Source organism: Oceanobacillus limi (assembly GCF_900111445.1).
Classification (GTDB): Bacteria; Bacillota; Bacilli; order Bacillales; family Amphibacillaceae; genus Ornithinibacillus; species Ornithinibacillus limi.
Genome location: NZ_FOHE01000017.1, coordinates 44,830 through 63,506, shown reverse-complemented (window position 1 = coordinate 63,506; position 18,677 = coordinate 44,830). Strand labels below are relative to the sequence as shown.

General features: G+C 35.2%; 22 protein-coding genes. 13 read left to right on the top strand and 9 right to left on the bottom strand.

Annotation, left to right across the window (positions count from 1 at the left end):
- Positions 1–447: 447 nt before the first annotated feature.
- The 7 genes from mnhG to sda all read right to left on the bottom strand — a co-directional run bounded on the left by mnhG (position 448) and on the right by sda (position 6,186).
- Positions 448–813, bottom strand: a complete 366-nt coding sequence (gene mnhG, locus BMX40_RS15555; RefSeq protein WP_090871594.1) for a monovalent cation/H(+) antiporter subunit G — start codon at positions 811–813, stop codon at positions 448–450.
- Positions 794–1,108, bottom strand: a complete 315-nt coding sequence (locus BMX40_RS15550) for a Na(+)/H(+) antiporter subunit F1 (RefSeq protein ID WP_090871592.1) — start codon at positions 1,106–1,108, stop codon at positions 794–796. The genes mnhG and BMX40_RS15550 overlap by 20 nt, the downstream gene beginning before the upstream one ends.
- Positions 1,105–1,581, bottom strand: coding sequence for a Na+/H+ antiporter subunit E (locus BMX40_RS15545; protein WP_090871590.1), 477 nt, complete (start codon positions 1,579–1,581; stop codon positions 1,105–1,107). Before BMX40_RS15545 ends, BMX40_RS15550 begins: the two co-directional genes overlap by 4 nt.
- A gap of 6 nt (positions 1,582–1,587) precedes the next feature.
- Positions 1,588–3,069: a Na+/H+ antiporter subunit D gene (locus tag BMX40_RS15540; RefSeq protein ID WP_090871588.1), complete on the bottom strand. Its 1,482-nt coding sequence runs from the start codon at positions 3,067–3,069 to the stop codon at positions 1,588–1,590.
- Positions 3,062–3,400 (bottom strand): Na(+)/H(+) antiporter subunit C, encoded by a 339-nt coding sequence (locus tag BMX40_RS15535; RefSeq protein ID WP_090871586.1) that lies wholly within the window; start codon positions 3,398–3,400, stop codon positions 3,062–3,064. The genes BMX40_RS15540 and BMX40_RS15535 overlap by 8 nt, the downstream gene beginning before the upstream one ends.
- Entirely contained in the window at positions 3,401–5,734 is a 2,334-nt protein-coding gene (locus BMX40_RS15530) for a Na+/H+ antiporter subunit A (protein WP_090871584.1), read from the bottom strand.
- 311 nt (positions 5,735–6,045) lie between these two features.
- A complete protein-coding gene (gene sda, locus BMX40_RS15525) occupies positions 6,046–6,186 on the bottom strand; it encodes a sporulation histidine kinase inhibitor Sda (protein WP_090871582.1) in 141 nt (46 codons plus the stop codon).
- A 389-nt stretch (positions 6,187–6,575) separates the two neighbouring features.
- Between sda and BMX40_RS15520 the strand changes: the two genes are divergently transcribed.
- From BMX40_RS15520 to BMX40_RS15470, 11 genes are all read left to right on the top strand, one after another.
- On the top strand, positions 6,576–7,091 hold the full coding sequence (locus tag BMX40_RS15520; protein WP_090871626.1) for a YqeG family HAD IIIA-type phosphatase: 516 nt from the start codon (positions 6,576–6,578) through the stop codon (positions 7,089–7,091).
- A 2-nt stretch (positions 7,092–7,093) separates the two neighbouring features.
- Complete coding sequence (gene yqeH, locus BMX40_RS15515) at positions 7,094–8,194, top strand: ribosome biogenesis GTPase YqeH (protein ID WP_244513597.1); 1,101 nt, start codon at positions 7,094–7,096, stop codon at positions 8,192–8,194.
- Between the two features lie 11 nt (positions 8,195–8,205).
- Positions 8,206–9,051, top strand: a complete 846-nt coding sequence (aroE, locus tag BMX40_RS15510) for a shikimate dehydrogenase (protein WP_090871578.1) — start codon at positions 8,206–8,208, stop codon at positions 9,049–9,051.
- Between the two features lie 2 nt (positions 9,052–9,053).
- Positions 9,054–9,344: a ribosome assembly RNA-binding protein YhbY gene (gene yhbY / locus BMX40_RS15505; RefSeq protein WP_090871576.1), complete on the top strand. Its 291-nt coding sequence runs from the start codon at positions 9,054–9,056 to the stop codon at positions 9,342–9,344.
- Positions 9,345–9,364: 20 nt separating this feature from the next.
- A complete protein-coding gene (locus BMX40_RS15500) occupies positions 9,365–9,928 on the top strand; it encodes a nicotinate-nucleotide adenylyltransferase (protein ID WP_090871574.1) in 564 nt (187 codons plus the stop codon).
- Positions 9,921–10,493, top strand: a complete 573-nt coding sequence (gene yqeK, locus BMX40_RS15495; RefSeq protein WP_090871572.1) for a bis(5'-nucleosyl)-tetraphosphatase (symmetrical) YqeK — start codon at positions 9,921–9,923, stop codon at positions 10,491–10,493. The genes BMX40_RS15500 and yqeK overlap by 8 nt, the downstream gene beginning before the upstream one ends.
- Positions 10,494–10,496: 3 nt before the next feature.
- The gene (gene rsfS / locus BMX40_RS15490) at positions 10,497–10,850 is read left to right on the top strand and encodes a ribosome silencing factor (protein WP_090871570.1); all 354 of its coding nucleotides are present in this window, start codon (positions 10,497–10,499) and stop codon (positions 10,848–10,850) included.
- Between the two features lies 1 nt (position 10,851).
- Positions 10,852–11,607 (top strand): class I SAM-dependent DNA methyltransferase, encoded by a 756-nt coding sequence (locus BMX40_RS15485; RefSeq protein ID WP_090871568.1) that lies wholly within the window; start codon positions 10,852–10,854, stop codon positions 11,605–11,607.
- 121 nt (positions 11,608–11,728) lie between these two features.
- Positions 11,729–12,325: a helix-hairpin-helix domain-containing protein gene (locus tag BMX40_RS15480; RefSeq protein WP_090871566.1), complete on the top strand. Its 597-nt coding sequence runs from the start codon at positions 11,729–11,731 to the stop codon at positions 12,323–12,325.
- Between the two features lie 68 nt (positions 12,326–12,393).
- Positions 12,394–12,957, top strand: coding sequence for a ComE operon protein 2 (locus tag BMX40_RS15475; protein WP_090871564.1), 564 nt, complete (start codon positions 12,394–12,396; stop codon positions 12,955–12,957).
- Positions 12,958–13,003: 46 nt separating this feature from the next.
- Positions 13,004–15,301, top strand: a complete 2,298-nt coding sequence (locus BMX40_RS15470) for a DNA internalization-related competence protein ComEC/Rec2 (RefSeq protein WP_139177956.1) — start codon at positions 13,004–13,006, stop codon at positions 15,299–15,301.
- A gap of 110 nt (positions 15,302–15,411) precedes the next feature.
- Here the strand turns inward: BMX40_RS15470 and BMX40_RS15465 are convergent, their stop codons facing one another.
- The gene (locus BMX40_RS15465; protein ID WP_090871562.1) at positions 15,412–15,546 is read right to left on the bottom strand and encodes a YqzM family protein; all 135 of its coding nucleotides are present in this window, start codon (positions 15,544–15,546) and stop codon (positions 15,412–15,414) included.
- Between the two features lie 306 nt (positions 15,547–15,852).
- Here BMX40_RS15465 and holA point away from each other — a divergent pair, with 306 nt between their 5' ends.
- Positions 15,853–16,863 (top strand): DNA polymerase III subunit delta, encoded by a 1,011-nt coding sequence (gene holA / locus BMX40_RS15460; RefSeq protein WP_090871560.1) that lies wholly within the window; start codon positions 15,853–15,855, stop codon positions 16,861–16,863.
- 77 nt (positions 16,864–16,940) lie between these two features.
- Here the strand turns inward: holA and rpsT are convergent, their stop codons facing one another.
- Positions 16,941–17,207, bottom strand: coding sequence for a 30S ribosomal protein S20 (gene rpsT / locus BMX40_RS15455; protein WP_090871558.1), 267 nt, complete (start codon positions 17,205–17,207; stop codon positions 16,941–16,943).
- 174 nt (positions 17,208–17,381) lie between these two features.
- Between rpsT and gpr the strand changes: the two genes are divergently transcribed.
- Positions 17,382–18,479 (top strand): GPR endopeptidase, encoded by a 1,098-nt coding sequence (gpr, locus tag BMX40_RS15450; RefSeq protein ID WP_090871556.1) that lies wholly within the window; start codon positions 17,382–17,384, stop codon positions 18,477–18,479.
- The last annotated feature ends 198 nt before the right edge of the window (positions 18,480–18,677 follow it).

The window sequence follows — 18,677 nt, the reverse complement described above, 5'->3', positions numbered from 1 at the left end:
TACAAGTTCAAAATGAATTATTACTGTTTCATATCACTTCTATCCCGCATATAACAGGCAAGCTGACATAAAAGTGACGTTCTGTGTATTGTCGGCACTACCACGTCCTATGCCTTCGTAAGCCACACTTCAAACCTATAATATTAAACCAAGGCTGTTAGTGGGAGGTCAACTGAAATTCAAATATTCGACTCATTCATCAAACAATAAGTGTGGGAAAACCCCCCTACTTATTAAAAACTCACTTTATATTGTGCAAACAATAAATCAGTTGTAACGAAATTAGAATGTAGGAGTTTGGGAAGAGACGTTGGAAACAGATTCGTTATAGAAGCCATAACATTGATTGTTTATAATCTATTTTATATTTAAGCAGAACTTAAATTAGCCGTTTCAATAATTTTTCATGTAAAAGAAAAAACGGTGTTCACTTGGAACACCGCTGGTTTAACTATTTTCACGCAAAGCCTCTTCATATTCATCACGACGATTTTTGGTGATTGGTTTCACACCTACTTTATGTGCTGCTCTGGAGATCATATGAGCGGAAACAGGAGCAGTAAGTAAAATAAAAATAAGGGATAATAATAATTTTCCACTAACAATGTCATGTTCGACATAAAGGAATAAAAATGCTCCAATTAATATCCCTGCTAAACCAAGGGTAGATGCTTTTGTAGCTGCGTGTAGTCTTGAATAAATATCTGGAAATCTTGCAATTCCAATGGAACCGGATAACACAAACAAAGTACCCGACAATAGCGCAATAATAATGACGATATTTATAATGATATTAATCCATGTCTCGATCAATAATAACACCCTTTTCCAAGTATTTGGCAATTGCTACAGTACCTAAGAATGCCAGGATAGCAATTAACAAGATGACATCGTTCAAGTTAGGTGTTACTAAATAGATAGCCACTAATGCAGCTAGACCCATAAGATTAATCCCTATTGTATCTAAAGCAACGGCACGGTCTGGACTAGTTGGACCAGCAATCATTCGATACAACAAAAGGAGTAAAGAAATGGATATGGCAATAAAGCAGATGAATACCGTACCATCAAGAATTGCTTCTGTTGCTTTATAAATAGTTTCTGTCATCGTGTCACCTCCATAATTGCTTTTTCAAAGGTATTCTTAATTGCTTGAATCGACTCATCAACATCGTCTATATGAATGGAGTGAATAAATATTTGGGAATTATCCTCTGATATTGCAACAGATAGTGTGCCAGGGGTTAGGGAAATTAAGTTTGCTAATAACGTAATTTCCCAATTACTTTTTAAATCTGTTGGTAAGGCAAATATCCCAGGCTCTACGTCCGGTTTTGGTTGATAAACGATTTTAATAATATCGAAATTTGATAGGACTAATTCTTTAATAAACAGTAGAATTAATCGAATAATTTTTCCAACGCGTCTCATATAGAATGTTCCAGGTATAAATCGACCTAATAGTAATAGTAATAAAATCCCCCATAAATAGCCTGCAATAAAACTAGGGGCAGTATAGGATTCACTTAAGAACATCCACATGAACGCAATAATTAAATTGACAACAATCTGAAAGGCCATCGTTAGCTACTCCTTTAATACAGAATCAATATAAAGTTGCGGATCGAGTAAATAGGATGAAATTGACTCGATAGAAGGATAAATAAACTCGGCACCAATTCCTAAAAATATGGAAAACAATAATAGGAATACAATAGGTGCGATAAATCCTTTTGTCGATTTCATTTTATATTTACCAGATTCATCTTTTTCGCCCCAGAATCCACGAATAAAGATTTTCATAACAGAATACAAAATTAAAAGGCTAGAAAGTAGGGCAACGAGTACAATTGCAATTTCGTTGGCTGCCAACGCACCTTTTAGTAATAGAAACTTACCGATAAAACCGCTAAATGGAGGGATTCCAGCTAATACAAACGCTGAAATAAATAGTAACCAACCAAGTATTGGATAATAATGGATTAGACCACCCATTTTGCGTAAATCAGAAGTACCTGCTACATAAGCTACAACACTTACAATTAGGAACAATACTGTTTTAATAATCATATCGTGAATCAAATAGTAGATGGAACCACTTAATGCATCCTCATTTAACACGCCAATACCCATTATAATAAATCCAATTGCTGGAATGATATTATAAGCGATTATAAGTTTAATGTTATTTGTCGAAAGTGCACCAATGACACCAAATACCATAGACAAGCCTGCAATCCATAGGAAAAATTGGTGAGTTAATTCCATCTCATGGACAAAAATTAACGAGAATACACGAAGAATCGAATATATTCCTACTTTGGTTAATAACGCTGCAAATAAAGCAGACACTACTGGGTTTGGTACAATGTACGATTTAGGCATCCAGTAATAAAGTGGAAATAGTGCCGCTTTTGTAGCAAACACAAAAAACAATAGAATAGCAATTGTTGTTAAGATACCATCTTGATCTACTTCCGATACACGTTCTGCGATCTGGGCCATATTGACCGTACCAACCGCACCGTATATAAATGCAACAGCTGTTACAAATAAGATGGAGGAAAATAGATTAATTAATACATATTTAATGGATTCTCTTAACTGTACCTTGTCGCCACCTAAAACAATCAATGCATAGGATGCCATTAATAGAACTTCAAAGAATACAAAGAGATTAAACAAATCCCCAGTTAAAAAAGCACCAGATACACCAGAGATTAAAAAGAAATAAAACGCATAGAAATAATGCTGCTCTTGCTTTAACGTTAGTGCATGTGGTGCAAAAAATGCACATGCAACCGCAACAATATTCGTAGTTAATACGAGTAAAGTTGCTAACGGATCAGCAACAAGGACAATTCCATATGGTGCAATCCATCCTCCGGTTTCCAAAATAATGGCTCCCTCGGTAAAAACGAGCCATGAAATATAGGAAACAACTGCTAAGCTAATGATAGACAATATTTTAGTTAAGATTCGTGTTATCGGAACTTTTGAATTGAATAAAGCAACGATAATCCCAGCTATTAATGGGATAATTATTGGTAAAACTGCTAAGTTACTCATTTTCGGTACCCCTTAATTTTTCCATATTATCTGTATTGTTTTCACGAGCCGTACGGTATGCAAGTACTAGTAATAAACTAGTGATACCAAAGCTGATAACGATTGATGTTAGAATTAAAGCTTGTGGTAATGGATCCGTATAATTTTCAATTCCATCATGTAAAATTGGAGGTTGACCTGTTTTTAATTTCCCCATTGTTAGGATGAATAAATGGGCTCCATGTGATAGTAAGACCGTACCAATTACAATGCGAAGTAATTGCTTTTGTAATAAGTTATATACGCCTGTAGTCATTAATACTCCTGATAGAATGGCAATAATTATTTCCATCTATTCCGCCTCCTTATCTTTACGAAGTTTGATGAGGCTAAAGATTGCTAACGCTGCAATTCCTAGTACAGCAATCTCAAATAACGTATCCAGTCCACGCATGTCAACAAGAATGACGTTAACAACATTATGCCCACCACCAAGTTTATACGCTGTTTCAATGAAATAATCTGAAATAGGGTCAAACCATTCAGTACTATGGGCTGAGATTGCTATTAAGGTCATTAGTGCACCAAAACCAATTGAAATAATCATGTTATTTAATTTGGATCCCGTTGACTCTTTGCGTTTTTCGAGCTTTGGTAAGTGATAGAAGCAAAGAAGAAATAACGCGACAGAGACGGTCTCAATTACTAACTGTGTAAGTGCTAGGTCAGGTGCGCGGTAAATAACAAATAAAGTTGCAACTCCGTACCCAACTACACCAGTAATCAAAATTGCACCTAGTTTGGAAGTTGTGAACATAGTAGCAAGTGCTGCAATGATGATGATTACAACAACTGCTAATTCAATCCAGGTTACTTCTGCTAAGTTGTTAAATTCCATATTAAATCCATTTGTTGAAATCATTACAATAAATGTAACGAAGATAATTGTCCCTAGAATAATTGACATATATGTTTTAAGGGATCCTGTCATATACGTGTTCGTTAGGCGAGTAGAGAAGGTATCTACATTCTTGACTAACCCATCATATACCTTATTCATGCTCATTTTTCCAGGTAAGACATGATAGACATTGCTCCATTTTTCACGTGTTAGATACAGTAATGCACCAATTCCTACTACAGCCAGTGACATGAAAAGAGGAGGTATCCACCCATGCCAAAAATGAATATCTTTTATTTCAACAGCATTATTTACTGCTTCTGCTGCATGGATTAAGAAAGTGCCATTTACTGAGTTTGGAAATAGACCAATGAAAACAACTCCAACCACCAAAATTATTGGTGATACAAGCATACCAATTGGAGCCTCGTGTGGCTTGATCTTCAATTTATCAAATTGCTTCGGACCAGTGAATACTCCAAAGAAGAAGTACATGGAATAAACAAAGGTGAAAATACTTCCAAAAACAGCTAAATATGGAATGAGTGGAATAATTACATTCGCAATCGGATTCACTACCTCATTTAGATGTAACGTTGCTTCAAAAAACATTTCCTTACTATAAAACCCATTTAAAAACGGTAGTGGTATACCCGCCATGGAGAACGTACCAAAGACAGCAAGTGTAGCAGTAATTGGCATAACTGTTAATAATCCTCCAAGTCTACGGATGTCTCTTGTGCCAGTTTCGTGGTCAATAATACCGGCAACCATAAATAAACTACCTTTAAAGGTTGCATGGTTTAAAATGTGGAAGATTGCAGCAAAAATAGCTGCTTTTGTTCCAAAACCTAACATAGCCATAATCATACCTAGCTGACTTATCGTCGAAAATGCAAGAATCCCTTTTAGGTCGGTCTGTCTAACAGCCATATAGGATGCCCAGCATAGTGTAGCAATTCCAACAATGCTTACGATGATGAAGAACCATTCGTATGTAGCAAAAATAGGAGAAAAACGAGCTACCAAGAATATTCCAGCTTTAACCATAGTTGCGGAGTGTAGGTAAGCACTAACTGGTGTAGGTGCTTCCATTGCATCTGGTAACCAAATGTGAAAAGGAAACTGAGCAGATTTGGTAAATGCACCTAATAAGATTAACCCCATAATTAAAGGTAGGTAATCACTAGACAAAATGAGGTCTGTCTGTGTAATCATTTCCTGAATACTTGTAGTTCCTGTAATGACGGTTAATAAGATGAATCCACCTAACATGCTTAGGCCGCCGAATACAGTTATTAACATGGACTTTTGTGCACCATATCTAGATCGTTCGCGATAATGCCAATAGCCAATCAACAGAAATGACGAAATCGATGTTAGCTCCCAGAATGTGTAAAGAACAAATAAATTATCCGATAATACAACTCCGAGCATCGCTGTCATAAACATAAGTAAGTATACATAAAAGGAACCTAACCGTTCCGAAACATGCAAGTAATAAATGGAGTAGAATACGACTAGTGATCCGATTCCACTTATTAGTAATACAAATAATAAGCTTAGGCCATCTAAGTAAAAATCAAAATTTATTCCTAAAGAAGGTATCCAATTATATACCTGTCGTACTGGAGTAAAATCATTTCCAACAAACCGGATAAAATAAAGAAAAATCAAGAAAGGAATAAAAAACACAAATATACCAGTATGTATTTTATGTTTCCATTTGCTAAGCATCGGTACAAGGATAGCAAATAGTAGTGGAAGTAAAACTGCAAATAACATCGAATGGAAATCCTCCTTAAATATCATAAATATCTCAGCCTTATTTATATTATATAATTTCAAGAAATATATGTTGGAAAAGGCTGTTGTCGAAAATTTGGGGTGTGAATTTGGGTTCCAATTGCCATGATTGGAATTTCATTACGGAAAATGATTACTAAAATTAGCTAATCTTGGGCTACCACTTTAAGAAATAGAATACCATAATAATGCTGTAGACAAAAACAAAATACCCTTATCATTTAGCGAATGATAAGGGTGGGATGTGTTTCTTCCTATTTAATATATTCGTAAAATATACAAACATATTTTTAGCTAGAAAATTTGATTTTATGTATTAAACCACGTCGATAAATTTCCTCTTTTATAAGTGAAACAAAATCAGGGCTTAAATTTAATTCATTTGCTTTATGATAGGATTCCAGTAATAATTCATCTGACAAATGCTCCATAAATGCAGCCCTCCTTAAAGATTTGAACAAGTTTTTATTAAGGTACTAATAAAGTACCATGATTCCTACGGTTGTACAAGGTTACAGTTATCTACACTAACCTGTAGATAACTTGTGAATAAAGGGGTTATTAAGTTAAGGAACGTTGGTAAATCAGTGTGGAAAATGTGCATAAAGTTATCCACAGCGCGAAAAATGATACAATTTGTCGAACGATTTTACAAGTTTTTTCGAAAATCTGCAAATTTTTCTATTCCCTCTTGCATATAATTACTATTTTTGCTATCAATAAAAAGTTATTATAGGATTGTATTTATATTGTATAATTACCCATGTCATTCAGAAATAAACATGTGAATGGAAATTAACAGATGATTGAGGTGTACGACTTGTTAAAACGATTTTTGCCTAACGAACATGTGAAAAGTATATTTGATATTAGACCGAAATCCCTTAAAGAAAAAGGAATTAAAGGTGTGATTACAGATTTAGACAATACTCTCGTAGCATGGGATGTTAGAGAAGCGACTCCAGAAGTGAAAAATTGGTTTAAAGAAATGCAAGATGAAGGCATTAAAGTAACGATCATATCGAATAATAAAGAAGATCGGGTCAAGTTCTTCTCAGAGCCATTGAATACTCCTTATGTATTTAGTGCGCGCAAACCGTTACGAAGGGCATTTAAGATTGCTGCAAAAGAAATGGGATTGAAAAGGGAAGAAATTGTTGTCATTGGGGACCAATTACTGACCGATGTATTAGGAGGTAACTCTGCAGGTTTACATACAATATTAGTGGTACCAATTGTAGAAACCGACGAAAAGATTACAAGAATTAATCGTACAATTGAACGAAGGATTTTAAGCTATTTTCGAAAAAAAGGTAAAATTAAATGGGAGGAATAGAAATGCAAGAAGAGATATATTGTCAGGGGTGTGGGGTGTCTATCCAAACGTCAGATCCAGATTCATTAGGGTATACACCTAAGTCCTCATTGGACCGTGAAACTGTGTTGTGTAAACGATGCTTCCGGTTAAAGCATTATAATGAAATTCAAGATGTTTCCATGACCGATGATGATTACTTGAAAATGGTGAGTACTATTCGTGATACGGATGCGTTAGTTGTACATGTAATAGATATTTTTGATGTAAGTGGATCCTTAATCAAGAGCTTACCTAGAATTGTAGGGAATAACCCAATTTTATTAGTTGGTAATAAAATGGATTTATTGCCAAAATCTACAAATCACCGTAAACTAAAACAATGGTTACGTTCCTCTGCAAAGGAAGCGGGCTACAAGGTGAAAGATGTAGCTTTGATTTCATCAGTTAAAGGGCATGGAATGGAAGAACTTACCGAACTGATGGAAATTTATCGGTACAATAAAGATGTTTATATCGTTGGAACGACAAATGTCGGCAAATCGACATTTATTAATCGTCTTATTAAACAGTCAGTTGGAGAAAGTGATGTTATAACTACATCATATTTCCCAGGCACAACTTTAGGGTTTATCGAGATCCCATTAGATGGAGAAGCATCTCTAATTGATACGCCGGGAATCGTTAATAAAGAACAAATCGCGCATTACATTTCTGATCACGACCTTAAAATTGTTACACCTAACAAAGAGATCAAACCGAGAATATATCAGCTAAACGATCAGCAAACGTTGTATTTCGGTGGATTAGCTAGGTTAGATTTTATTAAAGGAAATAAGACGTCTTTTGTGTGTTATTTCTCCAACCAGCTTTCCATACACCGGACGAAACTTGAGAAGGCTGATGCTCTGTATGACAATCATTTAGGGGAGCTTTTGTCACCACCTAATGAAGAGACATTGAACCACTTACCAAAGTTAACAAAAAGTACGTTCCGTATTACGGGAGAAAGGACAGATATTGTCTTTCCTGGATTAGGTTGGGTAAGTGTAGATGGAGATATCACGGTAGAAGCTCATAGCCCAAAAGGCGTACATGTATCGCTTAGGAAATCACTATTATAGGAGTGGAGAAAATGAACTATCGGTTAGGGCTTATAGGATTTCCTATTAGTCATTCACTCTCACCATGGATACATAATATGTTTCTTAAAAATGCGGATCAACAAGGTACTTATAAGACATTTGAGATTATACCAGAAGAATTTGAATCAACGTTAAATGACATAAGAAAAGAAGAAGAGCTTGATGGTTTCAATGTTACAATACCCTTTAAACAGAAAATAATCCCATACTTAGATGAAATTGACCAATACGCTAGTGCTGTCGGTGCAGTGAATACGGTCAAGAATATAAATGGGAAATGGGTTGGTTATAACACCGATGGTTTAGGGTATATTCAATCATTAAAAGAGAAATTCCCGCAACTGTTTCGAAATAAAGGTATTCGGGTTGCATTGGTTGGAGCAGGAGGAGCAGCTAGGGGTATTTATTTTGCATTAATGACGAATGGTTTTAGGAGAATTGACGTAGGTAATCGTACATTGGAACATGCGATGGATTTAAATTTATTATCTACTCCTGAAACTATAACTAATATTATATCTTTACATGAATTGGAAAAAGTAATAACGGATTACGATTTAATTATTCAGACTACAAATGTCGGTATGAAACCTAATTCTGATTCGAGTATTCTTTCGTTTAGTAAATTGAGACATTCACAAGTTGTCAGTGATATTGTTTATCAACCGCTAAAAACTCAGTTATTAAGACAAGCTGAAGAAAAGGGAGCAAGCATATTGTGCGGACACTCTATGCTGATCTATCAAGCAAAAGCAGCATTTGAGATTTGGACCGGGAGAGAAGTAGATAATATTAAGGAAATGGAAAAGCAATTACAAAATATACTGGAGGGATAACTATGTTAACAGGAAAACAAAAACGTTTTTTACGTTCTGAAGCACATCATTTAAAGCCGATTTTCCAAGTGGGGAAAATTGGAGTAAATGATAATATGGTTACACAAATTAATGAAGCACTTGAAAAGAGAGAATTAATTAAAGTAAGTATATTGCAAAATTGTCTTGAAGATAAGGATGAGGTAGCAGAAGCATTACAAAAAGGTACAGATTGTGAAATTGTGCAAATTATTGGGAATAATATTGTATTGTATAAGGAATCCGAAGAGAACAAGCAAATTAAACTACCATAGCAAGTTGTAAGGGGAATGTTATGAAACGAATTGGAATCCTAGGGGGGACATTTGATCCACCCCATATTGGTCATTTAATTATTGCTGAGGAAGTTCGAATGAGGCTTGAATTAGAAGAAATATGGTTTATCCCAACATATGAACCTCCTCACAAGAAGAAGGCTACTACTGAAGCAGATATGCGAGTAGGTATGCTGGAAAAAGCAATTGAAGATAATCCTTTCTTTCATATGAACACAATAGAGATGGAACGAGAGGGGAAATCCTATACGCTAGATACGATGAAGTTGTTACATGACAGGTACCCAAATACGGAATTCTACTTTATTATTGGTGGAGACATGGTAGAATACTTACCAAAATGGCATAAAATAAAAGAACTTCTTAACTATGTAACCTTTGTTGGGTTAAAACGACCTGGATATTCGTTTCATACTGCCTATCCAGTTCTAGAAGTTGAAGTTCCATTGATAAATATTTCTTCTTCGGAAATCAGGGAACGTGTAATGAAAAAGGAACCATTTAGGTATTTTGTACCGAAATCTGTTTACACGTTTATTAAGGGGAATCGGTTATATGAATAGGCAGGAAGTAATTGAGATTATTGAACCTCATTTAACAAAGGAAAGATTTGAACATACATTACGTGTGGCAGAGACGGCTGTAGGTTTGGCCAAAATGTACGGTGAGTCGAAAGAGAAAGCAGAATTGGCCTCCCTCTTTCATGATTACGCTAAGTATAGACCACTTGATGAGATGGAAAGAATTATTAAAACAAATTATCTTCCTAAAGATCTACTTCAATATCATCATGAGTTATGGCATGGGCCGGTTGGGTCTATATTGATTGAACAAGAGTATGGTATTGTGGATGAAGAAGTGAAAAGTGCTATTTATTACCATACAACAGGTCGGTCAAATATGACCAAATTAGATATGATTGTATTTGTCGCTGATTATATCGAACCTGGTAGGAGTTTTCCCGGGTTAGAAGAGGTCCGTGAAAAAGCTCAAGAGGATTTAGTTCAAACGGCTTGGATGGTCTCTCGTAATACGATTTCTTTTTTGATGAGTAAGCATAGCCGAATCTATCCGGATACCTTTCACGCGTACAATGATTTAACGAAACAATTAAATGGAGGTAATTGATTAATGGAAGTAAAGCAAATATTAAATTTAGCCGCTGAAGCATGTAGTGATAAAAGAGCGGAGAACATCGTAGCATTAGATATGGATCAAGTATCGTTAGTAGCAGATTATTTTTTAATCTGTCATGGCTCTAACGAAAGACAGGTACAAGCAATCGCGCGTTCTGTTAAAGAAAAAATGGATGAACATGATATTCCTGTCAAGCGATTAGAAGGCATGGAGCAAGCAAGATGGGTGTTAGTTGATCTAGGAGATATCGTATGTCATATTTTCCATAAGGATGAACGGACTTATTATAACCTAGAAAGACTTTGGGGAGATGCTTCTGAGGTATCTTTATCAATAGGACAGGATTAGTATGTCATATCAACAAATGGCGCTATTGTATGATAAATTGATGGAGGATGCTCCATATGATGCTTGGGTTACATTTACAGAGAGTATTTTGCAGCAATTTGGAATAAAGGATGCTCATATAGCTGATCTTGGATGTGGGACAGGAGAAATTACCTATCGACTAGCTAGTAAGGGGTATCATATGGTTGGTGTTGATTATTCAGCAGATATGCTGGCAATTGCCGAGCAAAAAGTAAGTAAGTTAAATTTACCTATTCATTGGTTAAATCAAGATCTGAAAGATTTACATGGTTTAGATCAAATGGATGCTGCGATTAGTTATTGTGATGTTATGAATTATATAACAGAGACAGACGAGTTAGAGGCTGTGTTTCATCATGTTGCTAACTCCTTAAAGCCTGGTGGGCTTTTTATATTTGATGTTCACTCACTTCATCATGTACAGGATAATTTAATCAATCAAACCTTTGCGGACGTAACTGAAGAAGCTTCCTATATATGGGATTGCTCAGAAGGTGATTATCCTGGAGAAATGTATCATGATATAACCTTCTTTATGTTGGACGAGGGGAATAAATATACTCGTTTTGATGAAACCCATCATCAAAGGACATACTCTGTATCAATTTATGAACAATTGTTAAAAAAATCCGGATTTATAAATATAAATTTTTACAGTGATTTTTCTTTAGAAAATCAATATTTAGAAGAAAAAGTGGAAAGAATTTTTATTATTGGAGAAAAAGGGTCGAGATAATTAGTTTATCTCGATTTTTTGGTTTGGATTACAATTAGACAATTACAATGTTTACCATTATAATCGAAGAATCCCCCCTTTTAATTTCATATCAGTAAACCTCTTGAAGGAAGTGAGCAAATTGTTACATCTTCTAAAAAAACCTCATTTTATCATAGTAGGAATCGCTATTCTCGCTGTGATCATTGTCGTATCTATTCAACCTTTTTCTTCCGTTGATAATTCAGCAATCCCCCCTATTGCCCCGGAAAAAGCTCTGGAACAAATGGAATCTCCAACGAAAATCCAATCAAATGAGATTGTAGTTGATATTAAAGGAGAAATACAGCAACCTGGCGTATATGAGATGGCTGTTGATTCAAGAGTAGAAGATGTTGTTCAGACGGCTGGTGGGTTTACCGAAAAAGCAGATCAAACGGTTATTAATTTGGCACAAAAAGTACATGATGAAATGGTTATTATTGTACCGTCAGAGCAGGATCTAGAGGGAAATGAAATGACCAAGAGTGTCGATCGTGATGCGAGTAAAATTAGAATAAATTACGCAACATCTGAAGAAATAGAACATCTAAATGGAATTGGACCATCTAAGGCTGAGGCTATTATACAATATCGTGAAGAAAGCGGTTTGTTTCAAAGCGTAGAGGATTTACTGAATGTGCCTGGTATCGGTGAAAAAACATTAGATAAGATTCGTGAGACGATTGTTGTTCCATAGTTCATTGACGAGAATAAATTGATAAAGGTAAACTAGAACTAATTTATACATAGAGGGTGATTGGTAGAATGGAAAGAATTTCTTGGGATCAATATTTTATGGCTCAAAGTCATTTGCTTTCGTTAAGAAGTACATGTACAAGGTTGATGGTTGGAGCAACAATTGTTAGAGATAAACGGATCATTGCAGGGGGCTATAATGGGAGTGTCTCCGGGGGAGTGCATTGTGTAGATGAAGGCTGCTATGTTATTGATGGCCACTGTGTTCGAACGGTACATGCTGAGGCGAACGCATTATTACAATGTGCAAAATTTGGTGTTCCTACTGAAAATGCAGATATATATGTGACACATTTTCCTTGTTTACAATGCAGTAAACAATTAATTCAGAGTGGTATTCGAACTGTTTTTTATGCAGAGGATTATAAAAATCACCCTTATGCAGAGCAATTATTTAGAGAAGCAGGTGTTGAAACGAAAAAAGTTGAATTGACTTACTTGGCAGTTGATACCAAATATCAAGAAAAAGAACGTTATGTAAAAGAGCTTGTAGAAAAGGTAAATAGGAATTCCAGAGAAGATCAGGAGTTACAGGTTCTCATTAATAAGGTTGAAGCGTTATTTACTAAATAATTGTAAGCATTCAAAATAAAAATATGAATAGATATTAGGTGAACAAATGATAGGGAATTGGCATATTGTTGCTCTAGCAAGTATGTTTAGTTTATTGTCCTTCAATCTAGATAATTATGTTTTATTCTTGGGTGTTATTAGTTGGTTACTTTACTTACTACTTCAGAAGCGGCTAAAGAAAATAACATTTATTATTTCTTTAGCTGCTACTCTATTCTTTATTTTATCTTCTCCTAACCAGAGTTCTTCACTCACTCCCTCTTCTAATTCTTTGGAATTATCAGGTGAAATAACCAGTTCCATACAGAAATCAGAAAACCGAATACAGTTTCTATTTCGTGAACATGGCTCTAGAGAATCTATTCAAGTAATTTATTATCCTAATAATGAGGAATTAACTGAAGAGACAGCTATCCGTTCATTTAAGCATGGAGCCTCTTGTGTGATATACGGGGACTTAGAGATGCCCGATAACAGTAGGAACCCGGGACAATTTGATTATAGACAATACTTGTTTTCTATGGGGGTCTCTTATGAGATTACGATTAATACGTTAGAGGAAATATATTGTACAGGTGAATCCGTTTTTCTAAGTAATATTTATTCCTGGAAGGGTAAATTGCAAAATTATCTATCAACAACCTATAGCAACCAAACAAGTGCATGGATTAATGCTTTAACGCTAGGAGAGGATGACCAATTAGAGGAGAGCACCGTAGACTTATTCCGTAAGTGGGGACTATCTCATTTATTGGCAATATCTGGTCTTCATATTGGGCTAGTCATTAGTTTGATTTACTTCGGCTTGGTTAAAATAAATATTACGACGAAGGAAAAGGCTCGTTGGTTCATTATTTTATTACTTCCAATTTATGCGCTAATGGCAGGAGGTGCCCCATCAGTGTGGCGGGCGAGCTTGATGGCTTTACTAGTTTTCCTTTTGTCTAAACTAAGATATAAACTCTCTTCAACAGACATTATCAGTGTTGTCTTTATATTCTTATTGGTAGTGGACCCATCCATATTTCGACATATAGGCTTTCAATTTTCCTTCCTTGTAGCTTTTGGACTTATTTTATCACGATCATGGCTCACTGGTACAAACTCCATTCTCTTTCAAATGTTGCAAATTAGTTTTATTTCCCAAATGATGATCTTACCACTACAATTTATATACTTCTATACGGTGTCCCCATTATCCATTATAGTCAATGTTTTTGTCGTCCCTTATTTTTCTTTTTTTGTAATACCACTCATGTTTTTATTTCTGTTATTCTCGTTTATTCCAGTTATTACGAAGCCCATTGATCACCTATTTACGGGAATTCACTCTTTCTTTCTGACAATCATGGAAAAGCTCGACAATTTTGCATACTTCCCTTGGACTACGGGTGCTTTTCCAATGTTATTGTTGCTTATTTATTTCATTTTGTTGCTATTTTTTATGAACTTCATTCTCAGAAATAAATCAAAACCTGCATTTGGTGTCGGAGTATGTATAACCATAATAATTATGATTGTTATCAGTAGACCGTATTTTTCTCCATATGGTACAGTCACGATGCTTGATATTGGACAAGGAGATGCGATTGTCATAGAGTTTCCATATCGAAAAGGGGTTGTATTAATTGATGCGGGAGCTAATTTTACGTTTGAACAGATGGAACCGGGGGAAAGGATATATACGCAAATTATCAAAGCTTTTTTACACTACAGAGGGATTACGCAATTTGATGCAGTGTTTATTACCCATGAAGATATTGATCACTCAGGAAGCATTCCATTGATCATCGAATCGTTTCGGGTGGATCAAATCATTACAAGTGAGTTCTATCCGTTTAAGCAAACGGAGCTTGAGCATTTTAACCAAAATGATACACAGGTAAAGAAAGTAAGCCAGGGGGATGAAATTTTGATAGGAAATCACCCCTTTTATATACTTGAGCCTAGGTATCAAAAAGGTTCCCCAAACGAAAATTCACTTGTATTATTTACAACCTTAGGAAGGTTAAATTGGCTTTTTACAGGAGATATAGGTAAACCTACAGAAAGAGAACTCATACTAAACTATCCTTTATTAGATATAGATGTTCTAAAAGTTGCGCATCACGGGAGCAATACATCTTCAGATCGAAATTTTATTGAACAGATCAATCCTCATTATGCACTTATATCTGTAGGGAGCAATAACCGATATGGACACCCATCAAAGGAAGTGGTTGATATTTTAAAAGAGGCTGGTGTAACCGTGCTACGAACTGATCAAGATGGAGCGATTATTTTTTCTTTTGATGAACAGGGTGGAACATTTTATAAATACTTACCATATGATACAAGTAGATAAGGAATAATATTTATGATAAGTGAGAAAAATCCCCTAGGAATTTCCGTTTGAAACATAAAAAAGAGACTGTGTTGATCAGTCTCTTTATTATCGTCAAATTGCTATGTAATTTAAGAGCCAATTACGCTAATTACTACTCCAATTGCAAAAATAAGAACAAAGAAAATGAATGAGAATGCAAAACCTTTAATGGAATCCACAACATCGTTATTTTTTGATTGTACATTTTGTTCAAATTCGTTCATTTCTACCCCTCCTATATCAATATTAGTATAAAACAATTGCTTATAAAAATCCATAATGATCTAAAAAAGTCACAGAAAATTAAATGTCTCCATAATTAGAAAGAGTTAACAACTATACTTTTACTTATATCGGAAACGCTATAAATAAAGAAAATATCGTTTAAAATACAGTTCCTAGGGCTGGGTTTTAAACGTTTATATAGATTAGAGAGGGAAATACCACCACAGTTTCCCTCTCCATATATTTCTTGCTATTCAGCTATGATCAGATTACCATTATGTATATACAGTAATGGAGTGAATAGCATGAGTTATTTAAAAGCAATGGAACAACTGAAAAAGAAACAGTTGCCTAATATTTTATTATTATACGGTACAGAAACCTATTTTATCCAAAAATTAAAAGATCAGGTAGTCAAAAATCTGGATGAGGATAATCTGTCTACATACGACTTATCAGAAACACCCATTCAGGAAGTCATTGGAGATGCGGAAACCTATCCATTTTTTGGTGAACAGAAAGTAATTATAGCTACAAATCCTGTGTTTCTTAAAGCAAAATCCGATAAGTTAACATTTGAACATGATTTAAATGTGCTTGAACGTTATCTGCAATCACCAGTCGATTATTCCGTAGTAGTATTTATTGCAGCATATGAAAAAATTGATGAGCGGAAAAAGATCAGCAAACTATTAAAAAAGACTGCTTTAGTTGCCGAATGTAATCCGGTAAAAGAATTTGAATTATCAAAGTGGATTAAAAACTTATCGGATCAATATCGTATTACAATTAGGGATGATGCTTATGAAATTATAGAAAATGAACTATCGAATAATCTTAATATATTGGAGAACGAACTAGCTAAAATAGCGCTATATGTAGGAGAAGATGGCGTTGTAACGAAAGACATAGCAGAGGAATTAATTTCACATACAGTTTCAAGTTCATCGTTAAGGCTTGTCGATACGGTTATTGAAGGTGATTTGCAAAAAGCAATTTCAATTTATAAGGATCTCGAAAAAATGAAAGAAGAACCTATTGCGATGATCGGCTTATTGGCATTTCAATTTCGAACCATTCTTCGAGTGAAATTACTAAAACAAAAAGGATATACACAATTTCAAATGCAAAAACAAATTGGAGGTCACCCCTATGTCATTAAGGTAGCAATGAGTAGGGAAGCTAAATTTACAACGGAACGTCTACAACAGATAATTGATCGACTGGCTACTGCTGATGCCGTAATGAAGCAAGGAAAAATGGAAAAGGAACTTGCTTTTGAATTATTATTATATGATTTAATTCGTGCATCTTAAGAATAAGTGGAACAAAATAGTAACTAAAAAAAACGATCCTTTACAACAGGGATCGTTTTTTCAATAGACTTATTTTATTATGCCCCTAAGCCATTAACTTTTTTAGTTAAACGAGCTTTTTGACGGTTACCATTGTTTTTATGGATAAGTCCTTTTTGTACTGCTTTGTCGATTGTTTGCGTTGTTTTACGTAATGCAGTTTTTGCATTTTCCACGTCATTTGCTTCAACAAGTTTTTCTACTTGTTTTATTTGTGAACGCATATCAGATTTAGCTGCTTGATTTTGGGCGCGTTTTTTATTATTTACATCAACACGCTTAATTGCAGATTTAATATTAGCCATTATTCCTTCACCTCCTAAAAGGGTCTATCCCTTTATATGGACAAGAGTCATTTTATCATTGCTTCCCGTTGTTTTCAATAGAAATGTTAGCATCCTTCATAATTTGTGTGTTTTTGGTGAAAATATGAACCATAGTAGCGTAGAAATTATTTAACGTTTAGGAGGATTTTCTTAATGGAGAATACGGAACAGGCATATGAAGTACGCACGGATTTGGCCGTAGAAGCAAAGGATATGTATGTGGAAAAGGAAGAGCAACAAGAAGACCAAATTACAGGCGTTAAGGTTAAAGAGCGACATGAAAATGATATAAAAATAAATTATGTTGATATTGATCAAGAAGGTGCTGAATTACTAGGTAAGAAACCAGGCTCCTATGTAACCATCTATGCGGATGGAGTAAAGCGACAAGATACGAAAAGGCAGGAGAATGCTGCGAAGATTTTAGCTGGTGAATTAGAGCAATTGCTAAAGAAAAATAATATTCCTAAGGAAGGAACCGGGTTGATCGTTGGTTTAGGAAACTGGAATGTTACCCCGGATGCATTAGGGCCAATGACTGCAGAAAAAGTGTTAGTAACGAGTCATTTATTTAAACTGGAGCATGAATCGGTTTCAGAAGGCTACCGCCCAGTAGCATCCGTCACTCCAGGGGTAATGGGGGTCACTGGAATCGAAACTAGCAACATTATTTTTGGGATTGTTGAAAAATTCCAACCCGATTTCGTTATTGCTATTGATGCATTGGCATCTCGTTCCATAGAAAGGGTGAATGAGACAATCCAGCTATCAGATTCTGGCATTCATCCTGGTTCTGGGGTAGGGAACAAACGGAAGGAATTAAGTAAAGAAACGCTGGGAATTCCTGTGTTAGCTATCGGAGTTCCAACGGTTGTCGATGCAGTAACAATAACAAGTGATACAATTGATTTTCTGTTAAAACATTTTGGTAGGGAGTTGCGGGAAAAGGATAGACCTTCAAAATCATTGGCTCCTGCTAGTATGACATTCGGTGGGAAAGAATTAACAGAAGAGGACCTACCGGATGAGGAGAAACGGAAAACATTTCTCGGGATGGTAGGTGGTCTTTCTGATGAAGAAAAACGATCCTTAATACGAGAAGTTTTAACTCCAATCGGACATAATCTCATGGTTACCCCAAAAGAAGTAGACGGATTTATGGTCGATATGTCTCACGTCATTGCTAATGGAATTAATGCAGCATTACACGGTTCTGTCACAATTGAAAATTTTGCATCTTATACTAGATAAAAAAATAGAGGGAGACTTTCCTCTATTTTTTTAGTTCAGAGAAAAGTAAGTAGAAAAATTTGGCTTAATTAAGCTTGGACTGGCTACATGAACAAGACTACATTGCCTTGTGGTTTGAAATAGGTAGCAAAGTTAAGCTTTTCTAACGCTTAGGTTTATTTTTCTTAAATAGCTATTTTGGAAATTATTGTGTAAAAA